Source organism: Labrys okinawensis, assembly GCF_002982075.1.
In the GTDB taxonomy this organism is placed as follows: Bacteria; Pseudomonadota; Alphaproteobacteria; order Rhizobiales; family Labraceae; genus Labrys; species Labrys okinawensis_A.
In genome coordinates this window covers 155,214-172,735 of the sequence record NZ_PUEJ01000004.1, presented here as the reverse complement: position 1 = coordinate 172,735, position 17,522 = coordinate 155,214, and the positions used below count along the sequence as shown (strand labels likewise).

The 17,522-nt window shown below is 63.4% G+C and carries 17 protein-coding genes; 9 read left to right on the top strand and 8 right to left on the bottom strand.

Annotation, left to right across the window (positions count from 1 at the left end):
- Nucleotides 1–23: 23 nt before the first annotated feature.
- The 5 genes from efeO (C5L14_RS11155) to C5L14_RS11135 all read right to left on the bottom strand — a co-directional run bounded on the left by efeO (C5L14_RS11155) (nt 24) and on the right by C5L14_RS11135 (nt 5,101).
- Nucleotides 24–854, bottom strand: a complete 831-nt coding sequence (gene efeO / locus C5L14_RS11155; protein WP_105862130.1) for an iron uptake system protein EfeO — start codon at nt 852–854, stop codon at nt 24–26.
- A gap of 38 nt (nt 855–892) precedes the next feature.
- Nucleotides 893–2,185, bottom strand: coding sequence for an iron uptake transporter deferrochelatase/peroxidase subunit (gene efeB, locus C5L14_RS11150; RefSeq protein ID WP_105862129.1), 1,293 nt, complete (start codon nt 2,183–2,185; stop codon nt 893–895).
- 13 nt (nt 2,186–2,198) lie between these two features.
- Nucleotides 2,199–3,368 (bottom strand): iron uptake system protein EfeO, encoded by a 1,170-nt coding sequence (efeO, locus tag C5L14_RS11145; protein ID WP_281062570.1) that lies wholly within the window; start codon nt 3,366–3,368, stop codon nt 2,199–2,201.
- Nucleotides 3,365–4,204: an iron uptake transporter permease EfeU gene (efeU, locus tag C5L14_RS11140; protein WP_105862128.1), complete on the bottom strand. Its 840-nt coding sequence runs from the start codon at nt 4,202–4,204 to the stop codon at nt 3,365–3,367. The genes efeO (C5L14_RS11145) and efeU overlap by 4 nt, the downstream gene beginning before the upstream one ends.
- A 351-nt stretch (nt 4,205–4,555) precedes the next feature.
- Nucleotides 4,556–5,101: a hypothetical protein gene (locus tag C5L14_RS11135; protein ID WP_105862127.1), complete on the bottom strand. Its 546-nt coding sequence runs from the start codon at nt 5,099–5,101 to the stop codon at nt 4,556–4,558.
- Nucleotides 5,102–5,336: 235 nt separating this feature from the next.
- Here C5L14_RS11135 and C5L14_RS11130 point away from each other — a divergent pair, with 235 nt between their 5' ends.
- Nucleotides 5,337–6,299, top strand: a complete 963-nt coding sequence (locus C5L14_RS11130; protein ID WP_105862126.1) for a hypothetical protein — start codon at nt 5,337–5,339, stop codon at nt 6,297–6,299.
- Between the two features lie 43 nt (nt 6,300–6,342).
- On the opposite strand, the gene C5L14_RS11125 is transcribed toward C5L14_RS11130, so the two are convergent.
- Together C5L14_RS11125 and C5L14_RS11120 are read right to left on the bottom strand one after the other, a co-directional pair.
- Nucleotides 6,343–7,110, bottom strand: a complete 768-nt coding sequence (locus C5L14_RS11125) for a glucose 1-dehydrogenase (RefSeq protein WP_105862125.1) — start codon at nt 7,108–7,110, stop codon at nt 6,343–6,345.
- A 123-nt stretch (nt 7,111–7,233) separates the two neighbouring features.
- On the bottom strand, nt 7,234–7,524 hold the full coding sequence (locus C5L14_RS11120) for a hypothetical protein (protein WP_105862124.1): 291 nt from the start codon (nt 7,522–7,524) through the stop codon (nt 7,234–7,236).
- 622 nt (nt 7,525–8,146) lie between these two features.
- Between C5L14_RS11120 and C5L14_RS11115 the strand changes: the two genes are divergently transcribed.
- From C5L14_RS11115 to C5L14_RS11095, 5 genes are all read left to right on the top strand, one after another.
- Nucleotides 8,147–8,599: an NUDIX hydrolase gene (locus tag C5L14_RS11115; protein WP_105862123.1), complete on the top strand. Its 453-nt coding sequence runs from the start codon at nt 8,147–8,149 to the stop codon at nt 8,597–8,599.
- A gap of 154 nt (nt 8,600–8,753) precedes the next feature.
- On the top strand, nt 8,754–9,785 hold the full coding sequence (locus C5L14_RS11110; RefSeq protein ID WP_105862122.1) for a transporter: 1,032 nt from the start codon (nt 8,754–8,756) through the stop codon (nt 9,783–9,785).
- Nucleotides 9,786–9,910: 125 nt separating this feature from the next.
- A complete protein-coding gene (locus C5L14_RS11105; protein ID WP_146126884.1) occupies nt 9,911–10,675 on the top strand; it encodes a site-2 protease family protein in 765 nt (254 codons plus the stop codon).
- Nucleotides 10,676–10,789: 114 nt separating this feature from the next.
- On the top strand, nt 10,790–12,445 hold the full coding sequence (gene ettA, locus C5L14_RS11100; protein ID WP_105862120.1) for an energy-dependent translational throttle protein EttA: 1,656 nt from the start codon (nt 10,790–10,792) through the stop codon (nt 12,443–12,445).
- Between the two features lie 129 nt (nt 12,446–12,574).
- The gene (locus tag C5L14_RS11095) at nt 12,575–13,513 is read left to right on the top strand and encodes a cytochrome b (protein WP_105862119.1); all 939 of its coding nucleotides are present in this window, start codon (nt 12,575–12,577) and stop codon (nt 13,511–13,513) included.
- Between the two features lie 11 nt (nt 13,514–13,524).
- Here the strand turns inward: C5L14_RS11095 and C5L14_RS11090 are convergent, their stop codons facing one another.
- The gene (locus C5L14_RS11090) at nt 13,525–14,862 is read right to left on the bottom strand and encodes an Hsp70 family protein (RefSeq protein ID WP_105862118.1); all 1,338 of its coding nucleotides are present in this window, start codon (nt 14,860–14,862) and stop codon (nt 13,525–13,527) included.
- Nucleotides 14,863–15,180: 318 nt separating this feature from the next.
- On the opposite strand from C5L14_RS11090, the gene C5L14_RS11085 reads away from it, so the two are divergent.
- From C5L14_RS11085 to C5L14_RS11075, 3 genes are all read left to right on the top strand, one after another.
- Nucleotides 15,181–15,906, top strand: a complete 726-nt coding sequence (locus tag C5L14_RS11085) for an SDR family oxidoreductase (protein WP_105862117.1) — start codon at nt 15,181–15,183, stop codon at nt 15,904–15,906.
- Nucleotides 15,907–15,954: 48 nt separating this feature from the next.
- Nucleotides 15,955–16,725, top strand: a complete 771-nt coding sequence (gene tam, locus C5L14_RS11080; protein WP_105862116.1) for a trans-aconitate 2-methyltransferase — start codon at nt 15,955–15,957, stop codon at nt 16,723–16,725.
- A gap of 144 nt (nt 16,726–16,869) precedes the next feature.
- Entirely contained in the window at nt 16,870–17,508 is a 639-nt protein-coding gene (locus tag C5L14_RS11075; protein ID WP_245443348.1) for an SGNH/GDSL hydrolase family protein, read from the top strand.
- The last annotated feature ends 14 nt before the right edge of the window (nt 17,509–17,522 follow it).

Here is a 17,522-nt window from a genome sequence, read left to right as displayed (position 1 = left end):
GATGAATCATTTTGCCTCGAATCTCAGTTCAGGCCGAGCGTGCCGCGCAGCTTGGAGAGATCTTCCGCGAGCGTGGTGATCGGGCCTTGCAGGGCCGTGCGGTCCTCGGGCGTCAGCTTGTCATAGGTCTCATAGCCATCCTTGGTCTTGTACTTGGCCAGGATTTTCTCGACCGTCTCGAAATTCGCGTGGATCTTCTGCGACAGATCCTTGTCGGCCTTCACCGTCAGCGGATGAAGCAGCTCGACGATCTTGCGGGCGCCATCGATATTGGCCTTGAAGTCCCACAGATCGGTGTGGCTGTAGCGATCTTCCTCACCGGTGATCTTGGTGGCGCCGACTTCCTCGATCAGCGCGGCGGCGCCGCCCACCATCTTCTCCGGCGGAATGGTGAGGCCGGCAATGCGCTTCTGCAGGTCCACGACATCGGCATTCAGCTTGTCTGCGAAGGAGGCGAGCCCCTCGGTGCTCTTCTTTTCGAACAGGCCATATTCGAGGCGGTGGAAGCCGGTGAAAGCGTCATCCGCTTCCTTCTTCTCATGATCGTCGGCGCGTGAATCGATGCTGCCGTCGAGGTCGGAGAACAGTTCGGCCACCGGCTCGATCAACTCGTAATGGACGCGGGTGGGCGCGTAGAGGGCCTGGGCCTTCTTCAGATCGCCGGCCTTGACCGCGGCCGTGAACTTGGCGGTATCCTCCACCAGCTTCTTGGCGCCCTTGGAGATGAAGACCTTGTAGTCGGCCACCGGCTGGACCAGGTCCAGCGGGGAGACGGCCGGCGCGTTGGCGCTGGCGGTCGTGGCCAGGCCGACAATCGCGGCGCCCAGCAGCATGCGCCATTTGAGATATGTCATGTTTTTCTCTCTCTTCAGTTCAAGGTTGAAGGATCGGTTCAGGCTGTCTCCGCCAAGAGGGACTGGCCGAGAAAGGCGGTCTTGTCGGGGATGCCGGGCAGAATGAAGAAATAGCCGCCGCCGACCGGCTTGATGTATTCCTCCAGCGGCTCGCCGTTCAGGCGCTGCTGGACCGTGGCGAAGCCGGCTTCCAGATCGGATTGGAAGCAGATGAAGAGCAGGCCCATGTCGAGCTGGCCCGACTTGGTGATGCCGTTGGAATAGTTGAAGGGGCGGCGCAGGATCAGGTTCTTGCGCGAGTCCGGCGTGCGCGGATTGGCCAGGCGGATATGGGCGTCCAGCGGCGTGCGCTTGCCTTCTGGGTCGTCGTGGTAGCTGGGGATGTCGGCTTCGGCTTTCATGCCGAGCGGAGCGCCGTTCGGCTTATGCCGGCCCATGATGGCTTCCTGCTCGCCGAGCGGGGTGCGGTCCCAGCGCTCGACGAAATTGCGGATGATGCGCACCACGCCGTAGCTGCCGCCCGTCGCCCAGGCAGGTTCGGCGCCGCCATGCTGCACCCAGACCAGGCGGTTCATCTCGGCCTCGTCCTTGTGGTCGGGATTGGCCGTGCCGTCCTTGAAGCCGAGCAGGTTGCGCGGCGCCGACTGGTTTTCGCCGGCAGCACGGGGTGGCGGCACGAAGCCTTCCTGCTTCCAGCGCACCATCAGCAGATCCGGCGTATTCTTCACGATGTCGCGCAGGGCATGAAGATTGCTGTCGGTTGTGTTGGAGCAGATCTGGATCATCAGATCGCCGTGGCAGAGTTCGGCCGACAGCGCGTCGTTGGGAAATTGCGGCATCTTGATCAGTTGCCGCGGCTTCTTGTCGGCGAGGCCGAAGCGCTGGTCGAACAGCGAAGCGCCCACGCCCACGGTGATGGTCAGATTGTCGGGAGAGACCACCGGGCCCATCAGCCCGGAATCGGGCGGCGGGAACTTGGAATCGATTACCGGCGGCGTGCCGCCCTGGGTCAGGAAAGCGATACGATCGGTGAGGACGCGGAACAGGCGTTCGAGATCCGCGCGCGTGGTCGCCAGGATGTTGAAGGCAACCACCAGTCCCATTGGCGGGCGATCGGTGGTGACGCCGGCCTGATGGGCTCCCAGATAAGCCACGCGGTCGCTCAGATGGCCGGTGGAACCGGCTTCCGCGGCGGCCGCCTGCTTGCCCGGCAGGGTGGCCAGCAACGCGCCGCCGCCGGCGGCGCCGAGGCCCAGCAGCATGGAGCGCCGGCCGGGAGAGCGCGGGGCGTCCGTGTCGGTCTGGGGCGGGTAGGGGGGCTTGTCGGTCATTGGTCTATCCCCTTCAGTCGAGGCCTAGCGTGCCGCGCAACGTCGACAGGCTTTCCGCCAGCGTCGTCACCGGCTTTTGCAGGGCCACACGATCGTCCTGGCTCAAGGCGTCATAGGATTTGAAGCCGCCATCGGGCGTGCGATATTTGCCAAGGATGGCATTCACGGCGGCGAAATTGTCGTCGATGCTTTTCTGGCGCGCCGCATCGGCCTTGGTGGTCAGGGGGGCCAGCAGTTCGACGATCTTGCGGGCTCCGTCGATATTGGCCTGGAAATCCCACAGATCCGTGCGGCTGTAGCGGTCTTCCTCGCCGGAGATCTTGTTGGAGGCCACTTCCTCGATCAGCACGGCTGCGCCGCCCACCATCTTGGAAGGCGGTATCGCCAGGGTCGAAACCCGGTTCTGCAGCTCGGCGACATCCGCCTGCAACTTGTCGGCGAAAGGCGCGAGCCCTTCGGTGCTGCCCTGCTTGAACAGGCCGTATTCCAGGCGATGGAAGCCGGTGAAAGCCGGATCGGCCTCCCGCTTCTCGAACAGGTCGGCGCGGGCGTCGATCGACTTGTCGAGATCGGAAAACAGTTCGGCTACCGGCTCGATGCGCTCATAGGACTGGCGGGTCGGCGCATAGAGCTCGCGGGCCTTGGCGAGGTCGCCGGCCTTGATCGCGTCGGTGAATGCCTTGGTCGCCTCGACCAGATCGTCGACCTCCAGGGTGACATAGACCTTGTACTCGGCGAGCGGCCCGATCAACTGCGTCAGGCTCGGCTTGACCTCCTTGGGAGCATTGGCGAGCGCGGTTACCTTGAGCTTGCCCCTGGGATTGGTCAGCAGGCCGCAGGCGATCTCGTAGTCACCCGGCTCGAGCTTGGCGGTCAGCTTCTGCGTGAAGCCGGGCGCGATGTTTTCGCGCTCCTCCACCACCATCACGCCTTGCAGGATCTCCCATTCCATCGCCCGGTTGCTCTTGTTGGTGATGGCGAAGGTGGTGCGCCCTTCGGGTACCGTCAGCTCGTTGGGTTCGCAGGCCGTCGCCGTGACGGCGATGGCGACGGGATCGCCGCTCCTGGGCCCGTCGGTGCCGGGTGGCTTGGCGACCAGGAAATAGGTGCCGACGCCCGCCGCCACGATAAGGGCGAGCATGCCGGCCCCGACAGCCGGGTAATTGATGCGCGGGGCAGTCACGATCGTGCGGCCTTCGATTGGGACGGGGAGGGGGCGGTCGGCGCCATCAGGAAGAGCAACAGCGCCGGGATGAGATAGAGGAGATAGGCGATCACCTCGCCATGCGTCGGCGTATCGTGATAGCCGAATAGGCCGCCGAGCACGGTGCCGAGCGCGCTGTCGCCGGGCAGGATGCCTGAGATGTCGAAAGCGACGCCCTGCAGATGGTTCCACAGGCCGGCCTCGTGCAGTGAGCGGACCGCCGTCGCCACCAGACCGGCCGCCACGAAGATGATCAGGATGCTGGTCCAGCGGAAGAACAGGCGCAGATTGAGGCGGGCGCCGCCATAATAGAGCGCGACGCCGAAGATGGCTGCGCAGACGAGGCCGAGTGCGGCCCCGACCGGCGCGCCATAGCCGACATTCTGTTCGAAGGTCGCCAGCAGGAAGAAGGCGGACTCCAATCCTTCGCGCGCGACCGCGAGGAAAACCATGCCGACGAGTGCGAGGCCCTGATGATCGGCCGAGGCCAGGGCGGCATCGACGGAATGCTGCAGCTCGGTTTTGATGCTGCGTGAGGCCCGGACCATCCAGAACACCATGGCGGTCAGCAGGCAGACCGCGATCAGGCCGACAATGGCCTCGAAGAGTTCCTGGGTGCGCTGGGGAAATTCGGCGCTGGCGACATGCAGCGCGATGAAGACGGAAAGTGAGAGGCCGACGGCCAGGATGATGCCGCACCACACAGCCGGCATCCAGGCGCTTCGGCCGGTGACACGCAGATAGCTCGCAACAATGCCGACGATCAGCGCGGCCTCGATGCCCTCCCTGAGCATGATGAGAAATGGTACGAGCATTGTGTCGTTCCTGCGTGCCCCCACAGCCGATGCAAGATTAACATTCGGCAAGCTATTACACGTGTTCAATTCTGATGAACAAGGGGCTGTAACGCAGAAAACCGTTACGGATCAAAGATAAGAGTAATTCTAAATTCTAGTTCGTAGTAATTCTAAACTGTGCAATTTGCGATCTATTTTTAGAGTTATTCCAAAGCGGGCAAATAATCCTGTCTTCTCTGAGTGGTGCACCCGGCGGTGCCGGTCAGAGGCTGTGCTGCCGGGAATGTGGGGGGCGGCCGGCTACTCTTTATCGCAGGGAAGGTCCGCGGCACCGTCGGGGTAGTCTTGGCGAAGATCGAACCTGCCGAGTTAGCGCGAATCCCTTTCACCCGATTGCCCGGAAGAAGATCCGCGCCTTTGCGAGATGGCAGCCCGGAACACGGCGACGACCCGGGCCGCAAAATTGCGGGCGGCGGTTACCGCCACCCACACGGGGGTTCGTTTCAGCCAGTCGAGCAGCGTCCGGCGAACCCAGTCGATCAGCCCCATGAGCCAGGCAAACCAGCCTATGGTCATCAGCTTGGGCTTGCCGGCGGCGTAGATGCGCTCGATCAACAGGAAACTGGCGAGATAGGCGACGGCCAGGATGAGGAGACCCCGGACCAGCAGGCCTTTGCCCAGCAGCAGCAGGCCGTAGATCTTCAAGGGCTCGGCCACGGCGAGGGGCACGGCCAGCAGGATGAGGATGACGAAGCGCGGCAGGGCGGCAACGGCGCGTTCGCCGATTTCGACGAGGCGCAGCGCGGCGAAACGGCGGATCAGCGGCCCGTAGATGGGGCGGGCCAGTTCGTCGATGATCACCAGGATCGCGAGGAGGACCTGCAGCGGCAGGAGGACGAGGCGCTTGAGCGTCATGGGCGGTGAAGGATGCTCCGATGGATGCGGCCCGGGCCAGGCCGCATCCGGTGAATGTGAGCAGCTGCCGTGCCATTGGCAACGTCCATCGGCGATATTCCCGCGCTATGTTTCCATTTCCGACCGCCGATTGGGGGCTGCCCCCGCCGCCTTGGTGGCCTTTCCCCTGCTTTTGCCTTATTGCGCGGGTGTAAGGAACGAGCCCGACAGGGCAACGTCCGGTTCAGGAGAGACGATGGAAGCGCGCGAACGTATCGGCCTGGCGGCTCTTGGAACGATCGGGCTGGTGTTGTCGATAGGCGGGTTTGTGCTGCATAGCCCAGCCCGGCAATCGGCCGCAGCAGAGGCTGCGATGGCAGGTAGGGAGGCGGCCGATCCGCGGCCGATAGCTGTGGCAAGCCCGGCGGGCCAGGCTCCCGCGGCCGTCCCCCCGGCGCAACCCACCCCCTACGCCGCCTGCCTGCGCAAGGGAATCGGGGTGACGCTCGGCAAGACAGCCCTACGCGTTCCCGGCCCGCCGGCCTTGACCCTGGTGACGGGCGAAAAAGCCGATGAGGAAATCAATTTTTCAACCAAGGCTGGGTTGGAGAAAGCCTGTTCGCAGCCGGAGGTGACGGCCAAGGCACTGGTGCTCACGCTCGAAGCGATGGACAAGCCCTTCGGGGCGGCTGCGGGCTGGCGGGCCGAGTTCTGCAAGGAGGGTGGGGATCGCGCCATGCTCTTCCTGTGCAGCGGCGAGGAACGGCAAGCGGGGGCGCCGCGTTCGCTCGTCACCGTCGCGCTCTATGAACCCGTTTCCTTCCAGGGCGACAGCCTGTTTCAGGCGAAGGCGCCGGACCTCGACAATTTCAAGGCCTGGAAGGACCGGCTGACCAAGGCGGGCACACCGCCTCCCGCCCAGCCGGATGGCGACTATGACATCTATCCGGGCGGAATCTGGCTCGAACGCGATGCCAAATCCGCTGCGCCTTTCCTGGTTTCCTGTGACGTGGATGGCCTGCCTGTTACGGGCCAGCACTATTGCGTCGGCACGCTTGGCCTTCAGGAAGGCCTGCGGGCGCGGCTGGAGTTTCGGACGATGACGCCGGAGATCGGCCGCGAGGCAGCGGCAGCGGCGGCCAACTTCAAGGCCTTGCTGGCAGCCTGGCAGGCCGCGGCGTCGCAGTCCGCGCCGGTCTCTTCCCAGCCCGGAAAATAGCCAGTGCCGGAGCGTCGTCGGGTCGACGAGGCCGGACGGCTGCTCAGACGCAGGCCGTGAGGCCTCCATCGACATAGAGGATGTGGCCGTTGACGAAATTGGAGGCATTGCTGGCGAGGAAGACGGCGGCTCCGGCCAGTTCCTCGACCTTGCCCCAGCGTCCGGCCGGCGTACGGGCCTCGACCCAGGCGGAGAAGGCGGCATCCTGCATCAGCGCCGTGTTGAGCTCGGTCTCGATATAGCCCGGACCGATGCCGTTGACCTGGATGTTGTGCCGGGCCAACTCGGCACACAAGGCCTTGGTCATCATGCGCACGGCACCCTTGGCGGTGACGTAAGGCACGATATTGGCACGGCCAAGTTCGCTCATCACCGAACAGATGTTGATGATCTTGCCCGAACGTCGCGCGATCATCCCGCGCGCCGCGGCTTGCGCGACCAGGAAGACGCCTTCGACATTGGTGGATTGCACGTCGCGGAAGGCGTCGAGCGGGAAGTCGACGAAGGGGCCCCGGCGTTGGATGCCGGCATTGTTGACCAGGATGTCGAGGCGGCCATGGCGGGCCTCGATGGCCGAGATCGCCGTCTCCACGCCGGCATGATCTGTGACGTCGAAGGCAGCCGCCTCCACGGTCAAGCCCTCTTCGGTGAGCTGGCGGGCGGCGGCATCGAGCTTGGCCTGGTCGCGGCCGTTGAGCACGACGGTCGCACCGGCGCTTGCCAATCCGCGCGCGATGGCCAATCCGATTCCCTGGCTGGAACCGGTGACGAGCGCAATGCGTCCCGTCAAGTCGAAGAAATCCGTGAGCATGGCGACCTCCCGCGGTCAAGCTACAGCGCGGGCAGGGAGGCGGCCAGCGATTTTCGTCTGACCAATAAAAAGGCTCCGAGGCAGACCTCGGAGCCACTCAAGACCGGATCGAACCGGCGAAAATTACTTCTTCACCGTCTCGATCAGCTCGTCATAGGCCTTGCAGACCTCATCGGTCGGCTTGGAGCCGGCGGCCTGGGCCTTGGTGAGCAGTTCCTGCGCCTTCTGCTGCCAAGTCTGGACGTTGGCGGCTGCCTTGGACGGGTCCTTGCTAAGGGCAGCCGTCATGGCCTCCTGCAGATCCTTGCCCTTCTTCTGCAGGGCTTCGACCGTGCAGTTCGAGCTGCTACCGCCGCAGGCTGCGAGGGAGAGAGCGAGAGAGCCGAAAGCGGCGGCGAGCAAGATTTTTCTCATTGGGGGCTTCCTTTCCTCACCGTGGAAGGTCGGTTTTGGATGGCCCAAAACTTCATGGTGCAGCGGCACAGGTGAGAATGCGCCGGCGGCGAACCCCTAGCCGGCCATCACCATGCACGACGTGCGTTTGCGCACACATCGCCCGAATCGAAAGCCGCCCAGTCCCATCGCCATAAGCGAAGCGATGAGCACTTTCAACACAATGCCGCCGCATTCGGCCCTGTACTACCTGGTAACGTGAGCGTTATTCACAATGAAAACAGCAAAGTTGCTCCGAGATGACGCACATGTCTCCAGGGAGAGTGGGTCGGATATTCCTCCGCGTCCCAATAGTTTTATTGCGTTGCAACACGAGGAGCCAGCTGCAAGAGAAAGGGTTGCATACGACAAAAAAATAACAACATAGAGGCCTAAGCGGTGTCATGTCGTGCCGGGATGTCCGATCGGGGGTACGGTGTCGTAAAGCTGCCTGCAAGCTTGTCGTCTATTTCAACGGATGTGCTTGTTCGAAAGTGGTAAAACAAAGTTGGTGTGAAAAGGCACGTGAATGCTAAGGAATATTTGATAGATTTGCGGTATGAGCAGTGTTGCCGAGTTCAGTGTTAGGGTTCCCTGACGTTATATGGCCAGAGTCGACAAATATCCCGTCACGTCGCCCGTCGCAGCCAAGGAGCTTCGTCAGGTCGGCGCGCTGCCCCTGCGGTTCCAGCGCGGCAAGGTCGAGGTTTGCCTGGTGACCACGCGGGAAACGCGGCGCTGGACCATCCCCAAGGGATGGCCGATGAAGGACCGCAAGGATTGCCGGGCCGCGGCCATCGAAGCCGAGGAAGAAGCCGGGCTGCTTGGCAAGATCGGCAAGGAGCCGGTCGGCGAATATCTCTATTGGAAGCGCCGCGACCTGCATTTCGATCTCGTCCGCGTCTTCGTCTACCGTCTCGACGTCACCGGCCATCTGCCGGTCTGGCGCGAAATGAACGAACGCGAAGTGCGTTGGTTCACGCCCGAAGACGCCGCTCTCCTAGTCGAGGAGCCGGGTCTGTCCGCTTTGCTGGAGCAGGTCGCCAGCCCTGCGTGACAGCGCCTGCGCAGCTGTCATCCCATTGTCACATGCATGATCTAGCCCCCTCATTTACAGGCGGCGGCCCCAGGGGCGGGGCGTTGCCTTGCACTTGAGGCTATGCGGTGTTCGACCTTGGGCGGGAAGGCGGGGACCGCTTGGCGGAGGCGCCATGGACGGTATTCAGCAGCAACATCTGCCGGGCGTCAATTTCGTGCCGGCGGCCATAGCCGGCCTGATCTGGGCCTATCGCTTTCGTGAGGGCTACGAGCCCGAACCGGTCGATCCTCGTGACGTGCCGGCGGCGCTGGCGGCGGAGGATGGCTGGCTCTGGCTGCATTTCAGCCTGACCGATCGGCTCGCCCGGGATTGGCTGTCGTCCTTCGAGGATCTACCCCAGGAGGTGCGCGCCCTGTTCCTCGCCAAGGACGAGCCGCTTGGCCTGCACACGATCGACCATGTCATCTTCGGCGTCATTGCCGACTTCCACAGCGAACTCGGTGGAGAGAGCGACCATCTCGGCCGCTTGCGCTTCGCGCTCAACGAGAGGCTGGTGATTTCGGGGCGCCGGCACCCGCTGCGCTCGGTGGAGGAAATCCATCGTGCCGTCCAGAAGGGCCTCAACCTGCCAGCCGCCGGGCGCCTGATCGAGACGATCATCGACCGTTTCTGCGATTCCGTCGCCCGCCGCGTGGCCGGCATGACCGACGAGCTCGATACCGCCGAGGACCGCGTCGTGGAGGACATGGCCGCCACCGAGCGGGTCAGGCTGATCGAGGTCCGCCGCATGACGGTCCGGGTTCACCGCCAGCTTTCCTCGCTCTGCCATGTGTTGCGTGATTGGGAGGAACGTTCGGAGGAGGCCGACAAGCCGGCCCTGCCTATCGCGGCCGAACGCCTGGCCGACCGGCTGGAATCGCTCGACCACGACATCCTCACTTTGCAGGAGCGGGCCAAGCTCTTGCAGGATGAGGTCGGTGCCCGGCTGGCCGAAGAGACCAACCGCTCGCTGCGCGCCCTCTCGATCCTGACGGCCCTGCTGCTGCCCGGCAGCCTGGTGGCCGGCATTTTCGGCATGAACACCAAGGATCTGCCTTTTCTGGAGACCGAAGGGGGATTCTGGTTCGCGATTCTCATCGGCGCGGCGGCGACGGCGTTGTTCTACTGGATCCTCCGGCGCGTCGGGGCGGGGCTGCGCATCTGAGGGGCGGCGCAACGGTTCGAGCAAAGCTGTTGTTCTCCAACAGGGCCGAAGCGCCATGCCCTGCTCTTGCGAAACGGAGCGCAAATTCCCACAATAGGGCAACCTTTTTCGAGAACGAGTCCCCCTTGTCCAGAGTTGCGGCGATGCCCTGGCGCCTGAGCGCCAACTTCCTCCCTCTCCTCGCCGTTTTCCTGGTGACGGCCGTCAGCCTCACCACCGGCTGGTTCGATTCCTCCGTCGCCGTCTTTGCCTTCGTGGTCTCGGGCTGGCTGATCTCGCTATGCCTGCACGAGGGAGCCCATGCGCTTGCCGCCTATTGGGGCGGGGATCGCTCCGTGGTGGAGAAGGGCTATCTGAGCCTCAATCCGCTCGCCTATGCCGATCCGTTGACCAGCTTCGGCTTTCCCTTGCTCTTCCTCATCCTGGGCGGCATCGGCCTGCCGGGCGGGGCCGTCTACATCAACCGGTCCGTCCTCAAGAACCGGCACTGGGATGCCTTCGTGGCCCTGGCCGGACCGATGGCAAACCTCGTCTGCCTGGTCGTGCTGGGCCTGCCCTTCCTGCTCGGCCTGCCGGAGACGACGGGCTCGCCCCAGCTCTGGGCGGGGATGGCCTTTCTCGCCGCGCTGCAGGCTTCGGCCGTGGTGCTCAACCTGCTGCCGGTTCCCGGCTTCGACGGCTTTGCGATCATCCGGCCCTATCTGCCCTACGAGATGCAGGCCCAGGCCAACGCCATCGCGCCCCTGGCGATGATGGGCTTCCTGTTCCTCCTGTTCACCACCCCGGTGAGCAGTGCCATCTGGAACGCGGTGTACCGGCTCGCCGGCCTGTTCGGCGTCTATCCCGACTTTGTCGCGCTGGGCTATTATCTGTTCCGTTTCTGGCGATAGCGTCATTTCCGGGCGAGGCCGGCAGGCAAAACAGGGCTCCGCCCTTGCTCCGCCGTATCAGCTCGGCTACACACCGCCCCAATCCCCTTTCCACGAAAACCCAAGCAGGCAGCGATGGCCGCGTATCAATTCGTCTACCACATGCAGGGTCTGAACAAGACCTATCCGGGCGGCAAGAAGGTCCTCGACAACATTCACCTGTCCTTCTACCCGGATGCCAAGATCGGCGTGCTCGGCGTGAACGGCTCGGGTAAGTCGACCCTGTTGCGCATCATGGCCGGCATCGACAAGGATTTCACCGGCGACGGCTGGGTGGCCGAGGGCGCCCGTGTCGGCTATCTGCCGCAGGAGCCGCAGCTCGATCCGAACAAGACCGTGCGCGAGAACGTGATGGACGGCGTCGCCGCCAAGAAGGCGATCCTCGACCGCTACAACGAACTCGCCATGAACTATTCGGACGAGACGGCAGACGAGATGACCCGCCTGCAGGACGAGATCGACGCCAAGAATCTATGGGACCTCGACAGCCAGATCGACCAGGCCATGGACGCACTGCGCTGCCCGCCCGACGATGCCGACGTCACCACGCTCTCGGGCGGCGAGCGCCGCCGCGTGGCGCTGTGCCGCCTCCTGCTCGAGCAGCCTGAGCTCCTCCTGCTGGACGAGCCGACCAACCATCTCGACGCCGAGACGGTGGCCTGGCTGGAGGGCCATCTGCGCACCTATCCCGGCGCGATCCTGATCGTCACCCATGACCGCTATTTCCTCGACAACGTCACGGGCTGGATTCTCGAGCTCGATCGTGGCCGCGGCATTCCCTATGAGGGCAACTATTCCACCTGGCTGGTGCAGAAGCAGAAGCGCCTCGCCCAGGAAAAGAGCGAGGAAGTGAGCCGCCAGAAGCAGCTCGCTGCCGAGCAGGAGTGGATCGCCGCCAGCCCGAAGGCGCGCCAGGCCAAGTCCAAGGCCCGCATCAACGCCTATGAGGACCTGCTCGCCAAGGCCAATGAGAAGGGGCCCACCACAGCCCAGATCATGATCCAGACCGGACCCCGCCTCGGCGGCAAGGTCATCGAGGTCGAAGGCATTTCCAAGGCCTTCGGCGATCGCCTTCTGATCGACAATCTCTCCTTTTCGCTGCCGCCGGGCGGCATTGTCGGCGTGATCGGCCCGAACGGCGCCGGCAAGACCACTCTGTTCCGCATGCTGCTCGGCCTCGAGAAGCCGGACGCCGGCACCATCACCTTCGGCGACACGGTGCAGCCGGGCTATGTCGACCAGTCGCGCGATGCGCTCGATCCCAACAAGACCGTGTGGGAAGAGATCTCCGGCGGCAACGAGATCCTCTATCTCGGCAAGCGCGAAGTGAATTCGCGCGGCTACACCTCTGCCTTCAACTTCAAGGGCGGCGACCAGCAGAAAAAGGTCGGCGTGCTCTCGGGCGGCGAGCGCAACCGCGTGCAGCTCGCCAAGATGCTGAAGGAAGGCTCCAACGTCCTCTTCCTCGACGAGCCGACCAACGATCTCGACGTTGAAACCTTGCGGGCTCTGGAAGAGGCGCTGGAGAACTATGCGGGCTGCGCCGTGATCATCTCGCATGATCGCTTCTTCCTCGACCGCCTCGCCACCCACATCCTCGCCTTCGAGGGCGACAGCCATGTCGAATGGTTCGAAGGCAATTTCGAAGCTTACGAGGAAGACAAGAAGCGGCGCCTGGGCATCGATTCGACCATTCCCAGGCGCATCCAGTACAAGAAGTTCTCGCGCTAAAGGGCTGTGCGAAAACGAGCAGGGTTTCGATTGAGAAATTTCCTAAGAAGGAATGGGTAAGAAGCAAGGTGCGACTCGCGAAATTCGTGCCTTGCTCTCATCTTATGCTTCGTACGAGCCTCGCACGCCATGCCTGATCCGAGAGCACCGACCGCTTATTTGATTGCCTGGGTGCGGTGCATCCTCGCCATGGCGGTGGCTGCCTACACGCCTTTTGCGATGTTTTCACCGGAGGGCTTCGCGACTGTCCTCTTCTTCGTCTATTTCGTTCATATTGGGTTCGCTACCTATGAGGGCAGATTCTCCCGCCGACGAACTTGGAGCTGGATCGTTCTAGTCCCGGCCCTCTTTCTCACGCAGATAATTGTCTTTTCTGGATATTTCCTATCTTGGGGCTGGCTGGAGACAATACTGGTAGGTGATGGCACACAACTGCCGCAATGGTTGATCGGTCCCCTACAGTTTGTCACAACCCCAACGGGCCGTGATCTCCTGACTGTAGTCGTATTGCCTCTGGCCTGGTTGTTCCTGGCGCTCGACTGGCTCTTTGATTGGCTTGATTGGCGCGGGGAAAAAAGGGTGGGTCTGCGCTGGCCAGGGATCATCTTCATAGCGGTCACCCTCTTTTTGGGGTGGGGTGTCGGCCTGATGTGGCGGGATGCGGGAGCATTTAGTGGCGGCAAGCCAAGTCTGCCTTCGATCTTGCCTCAATGGTATGTAAGTCCCGCTTATGCAGTCCTGCGTTGTATTCCCGACAAACTCGGTGGTCTGATTGCGATGCTCGCCGTCATGCTTGTGCCGATACTGCTGCCCTGGTTGACATCGCCCCACTACAGACTGCCTCCGCTGAGGAGTTGGTTCCAAACGGCTTGCCTGCTGTTCGCGCTAGGGTGGATCGGCCTCGGTTGGCTCGGCCGTCAGCCGCCGGAGGGAGTGGTGATCTGGTTGAGCCAGGCGCTGACGACCTGCTATTTCGCATTCTTTATCGTTGTCCTGCCCATCTTTGCGATCTGGTCGCGCCGACGCATGAAAGCCGAAGCTGCCGGGATTGCGCGCGCATTCGATTGACGTCTTGACCATCACGCCGCCTTCCTGACCTCCCAGCGTTCCTTCTGCTTGTCCTGGCCGATCAGGGCGAGGCCATAGGCGATCGACTCGAACTGGTCCGTGGTAACAAGGCGCTCCTCGCCGAAGCGCTCGGCGAAGAGCCTGCGGATGGCGGGGACGAAGGAGGTACCGCCGGTGAGGAAGACACGTTCGATCTCCTCGGCCCTTGTGTTGGCGCGCTTCAATCCTTCGTCGAGGCTCGCCTCGATGCGGGCGACGTCTCCCGCGATCCAGCGCTCGAAATCGCGGCGCTTCAGCCCGGCCGTAATCTCGATATCGCCGCCGGCGAAGCGGAACTCGGTTTCGTCCTGGCTGGAGAGGGCGATCTTGGCCCTGGACACGGCGCTGTAGAGCGCAAATCCCATGTCGAACTCGATGATCTCGATGAATTTTTCGAGCTTCTCCGGTTCCACGGCAACCTTGGCCAGGTCCTGCAAGCCCTTGAGGTCGCCATTGGTCTTCATCAGGGCGAGCTGGTGCCAGCGCGCGAGGTTGGCGTAATAGTGATTGGGGATCGACAATTCCTTGTCGAAGGAGCGGAAACGCCCGCCCTTGCCCAGGCGCGGCGAGACGATGCGGTCGACGATCGAATAGTCGAAGGCATCGCCCGCAATGCCGATGCCGGAATGGGCGAGGGGTTCGGCCTTCAGCTGGCCGGCGACCTGCTCGAAGCGCATGATCGAAAAGTCGCTGGTGCCGCCGCCGAAATCGGCGACCAGCACGGTCGCGTCGCGCTCGAGCTGGCGCGCGTAGAAGAAGGCCGCGCCCACCGGTTCGTAGACATAGGTGGGATTGACGACGCCCAGGCGCTCAAACGCGGTCTGGTAGCGCCGCATGGCCAGATCGTCATCGGGCTGGCGGCCGGCAAAGGTCACGGGGCGGCCGATGACGAGATTGGCGGCCGACAGGTCGAGCCGCCCGTCGGCATGCTTGACCAGCGTGTTGAGGAAGGTCGCCAGCAGGTCTTCGAAACGGAAGCGCTCGCGGAAGATGCGGGTTTCCTGGAAGGTGGCGCTGGCGGCAAAGCTCTTGAAGGACTGGATGAAGCGGAAGGCCGTGGTTGCCTCCACGAATTGCTCGATGGCCCAGGGCCCGCCTTCGACGCGAATCGTGGACTTGCCTGGGCGGCGTTCGTCCCAGAAGCACAGGGCGGTGACGAAATGGTTCAGCCCCTGGCCGCCATGCTCGAAGTTCAGTGCTTCGGTGCGGCCGTCGGCATGGGCGAAGGCGACCACCGTGTTGCTGGTGCCGAAGTCGATGCCGACAGAAACAGGGGCGCTCTGTTCCGCTGCTGTAGATTGGGGCGGCATGGTGCCTCCTAGAGCGTTTTCCAGAAAAGTTGAGAGACTTTTCGATCAGGAAAACGCGTAAAAACAAAAAGTTGGAGAGCAAAGTGCGATTTCAGGGAAATCGCACTTTGCTCGAAGGCGTTTGCGATCCGTCGACGCCGACGAGAAGCGCAAGGACGCGTCGAAGCTGAGGACAGAGCAGGAGAGCGAGGGCCGGGGGAAATAGCCCAAGAGGCTCATCAAAGCTAGTGCTGATCCAAAATTTCCCGACTTTGATTTGTCAGACTTGTCAGCACGCTCCCGCCCGCTACCATGCCGCCAAACATGCGGGAGGACGCGATGGAATTTGCCGGCGAACGTATCGTGGTCACGGGAGCAACCAAGGGCATCGGGCGGGCCACCGCCAAGCTGCTGGCGGCCCGGGGTGCTGAAATCATTGCCATCGGGCGCAATCAGGCCGAACTCGAAAGCCTGTCCGCCGAGACGGGGGCGGAAATCCATGCCGTCGACCTTGCCGATCCCGAGGCCGTACGCGCCGCCGCCCGTTCGATCCAGCCCGTCGACCGGCTGGTGAACAATGCCGGCACCACCTCGCTCGAGCCATTCCTGGAAACCAGCGTCGAAGCCTTCCAGGAACTGATGTCGGTGAATGTGGTCGCAGCCATGATCTTCGGCCAGGAATGTGCGCGCAGCATGATCGCCCGGGGCAAGAAGGGAGCGATCGTCAACGTATCCAGCATTTCCTCCTCGATCGGCTTTACCGACCACGCGGCCTATTGCGCCAGCAAGGGCGCGCTCGACTCGCTGACAACCGTGATGGCAAACGAACTCGGGCGTCAGGGCATCCGCGTCAACGCGATCTGCCCGACGGTGATCCTCACGCCCATGGCGGTGAAGGCCTGGAGCGATCCCGCCAAGGCTGCTCCGATGCTGCAGCGCATTCCGCTGGGGCGCTTCTTCGAGCCGGAGGAAGTGGCCGAGACCATCGCCTTTCTCCTCAGCGACAAGGCCTCGATGGTGAACGGGGTCGCCATGCCGGTGGATGGTGGCTTCCTGATCACCTGATGCGATGCCGCAGGCGCTTTCGCGGAGCGACTATCGAAGGATATTTTCATGGCCGATTGGAATCCCTCGCTCTATCTGCGCTTCGAGGATGAGCGCACGCGACCGGCGCGCGATCTGCTCGATCGGGTCCCGCTGGCCTCGCCCGCCCTTGCCGTCGACCTTGGCTGCGGCCCGGGCAACTCCACCGAACTCCTGGCCAAACGCTGGCCCACGGCCGAGGTGACCGGGATCGATACGTCAGAGGCCATGCTGTCGGAAGCGCGCAAGCGCCTGCCTTCCGCCCGCTTCGAGCGGGGCGACGTGACGAACTGGCAGGCGGAAAAGCCACCAGAACTGATTTTCGCCAATGCCGTGATGCAATGGGTTCCCGGACATGCGGCACTGCTGCCGCGCCTGCTGGCCCAAACCGCGCCGGGCGGCGTGCTGGCCGTGCAGATGCCCGACAATCTGGCAGAGCCGTCCCATCGCCTGATGCGCGAGACGGCCGCGGACGGCACCTGGGCGGCCAGGCTCGGCGATGCCTCGCGCATCCGCGAGCGCATCCTGCCGGCTGAAGACTATTACAACCTGTTTGCCGGGCGGGCGTCCTCGATCGATATCTGGCGCACCACCTACTACCACGTGCTGGACGACGCGCCGGCCGTCGTGTCCTGGCTGCGGGCGACAGGCCTGCGCGCCTTTCTCGATCCGCTCGATCCCGAGCAGCAGCCCGCTTTTCTGGACGATTATACGGCGCGCATCGCGAAGGCCTATCCACCGCGGGCCGACGGCAAGGTGGTGCTGGCCTTCCCGCGCCTCTTCGTCGTGGTGCAGCGCTAGCAGCGGGTGTGCCGATCTCCGGATCGGCACTTTTTGAAGCGGCGCGTTTCTAAGGCCAAGATGCCGATCTGGAGATCGGCACACCGGTCGCGCTTCTATCCCGACAATGTTCCGGCCCACGGCCCCAGCAAGGAAATGACCAAGATGAAGAACGTCCTGTGTTTCGGCGATTCCAACACGTTCGGCACGCCACCTCTGGCCAGCCTGGAAGAAGCCCGGCGCTATGACGGCAAGACGCGCTGGCCCGGAGTGATGCGCAAGATCCTCGGCCATGCCTGGCATGTGATCGAGGAAGGCCTGCCGGGGCGCACCACCATCCGCGACGATCTCATCGAGGGCACTCACAAGAATGGTCGGCGCTATCTCGCCGCCTGCCTGGAAAGCCACCGCCCGCTCGATGTCATCGTACTGATGCTGGGCACCAACGACCTCAAAGCCCGTTTCAGTGCGCCGCCGGAGGATATTGCCGCCGGGGTCGACATTCTCGCCGGCATCATCGCCGCGACGCCCAATCTCGACCGGCCGCCGGCCAAGCTCCTGATCGCCTGTCCGCCGCCCATCCGTGTGGTCGGCTGCCTGGGACCGTTGTTCGCCGGCGGGGTGGAAAAATCGCAGGCCCTGCCGCCCCTCTACGAAGCGGTCGCGCGAAAGCACGGTGCCGAGTTTCTCGATACCGGCAAGCTGATCGAGGTGAGCCCGGTCGACGGCATCCATTACGAGGCCGAGGCGCATCTCATTCTGGGGCAGGTATTCGCCGAACGGGTCCAGGCCTTGGGAGGCTGAGGGCCCGTCGGCAA

Bases quoted from the DNA above. Each gene is read 5' to 3' on its own strand.
- efeO (WP_105862130.1), bottom strand. From the start codon at position 854: ATGACATATCTCAAATGGCGCATGCTGCTGGGCGCCGCGATTGTCGGC.
- efeB (WP_105862129.1), bottom strand. From the start codon at position 2,185: ATGACCGACAAGCCCCCCTACCCGCCCCAGACCGACACGGACGCCCCG.
- efeU (WP_105862128.1), bottom strand. From the start codon at position 4,204: ATGCTCGTACCATTTCTCATCATGCTCAGGGAGGGCATCGAGGCCGCG.
- C5L14_RS11135 (WP_105862127.1), bottom strand. From the start codon at position 5,101: ATGACGCTCAAGCGCCTCGTCCTCCTGCCGCTGCAGGTCCTCCTCGCG.
- C5L14_RS11130 (WP_105862126.1), top strand. From the start codon at position 5,337: ATGGAAGCGCGCGAACGTATCGGCCTGGCGGCTCTTGGAACGATCGGG.
- C5L14_RS11125 (WP_105862125.1), bottom strand. From the start codon at position 7,110: ATGCTCACGGATTTCTTCGACTTGACGGGACGCATTGCGCTCGTCACC.
- C5L14_RS11120 (WP_105862124.1), bottom strand. From the start codon at position 7,524: ATGAGAAAAATCTTGCTCGCCGCCGCTTTCGGCTCTCTCGCTCTCTCC.
- C5L14_RS11115 (WP_105862123.1), top strand. From the start codon at position 8,147: ATGGCCAGAGTCGACAAATATCCCGTCACGTCGCCCGTCGCAGCCAAG.
- C5L14_RS11110 (WP_105862122.1), top strand. From the start codon at position 8,754: ATGGACGGTATTCAGCAGCAACATCTGCCGGGCGTCAATTTCGTGCCG.
- ettA (WP_105862120.1), top strand. From the start codon at position 10,790: ATGGCCGCGTATCAATTCGTCTACCACATGCAGGGTCTGAACAAGACC.
- C5L14_RS11095 (WP_105862119.1), top strand. From the start codon at position 12,575: ATGCCTGATCCGAGAGCACCGACCGCTTATTTGATTGCCTGGGTGCGG.
- C5L14_RS11090 (WP_105862118.1), bottom strand. From the start codon at position 14,862: ATGCCGCCCCAATCTACAGCAGCGGAACAGAGCGCCCCTGTTTCTGTC.
- C5L14_RS11085 (WP_105862117.1), top strand. From the start codon at position 15,181: ATGGAATTTGCCGGCGAACGTATCGTGGTCACGGGAGCAACCAAGGGC.
- tam (WP_105862116.1), top strand. From the start codon at position 15,955: ATGGCCGATTGGAATCCCTCGCTCTATCTGCGCTTCGAGGATGAGCGC.
- C5L14_RS11075 (WP_245443348.1), top strand. From the start codon at position 16,870: ATGAAGAACGTCCTGTGTTTCGGCGATTCCAACACGTTCGGCACGCCA.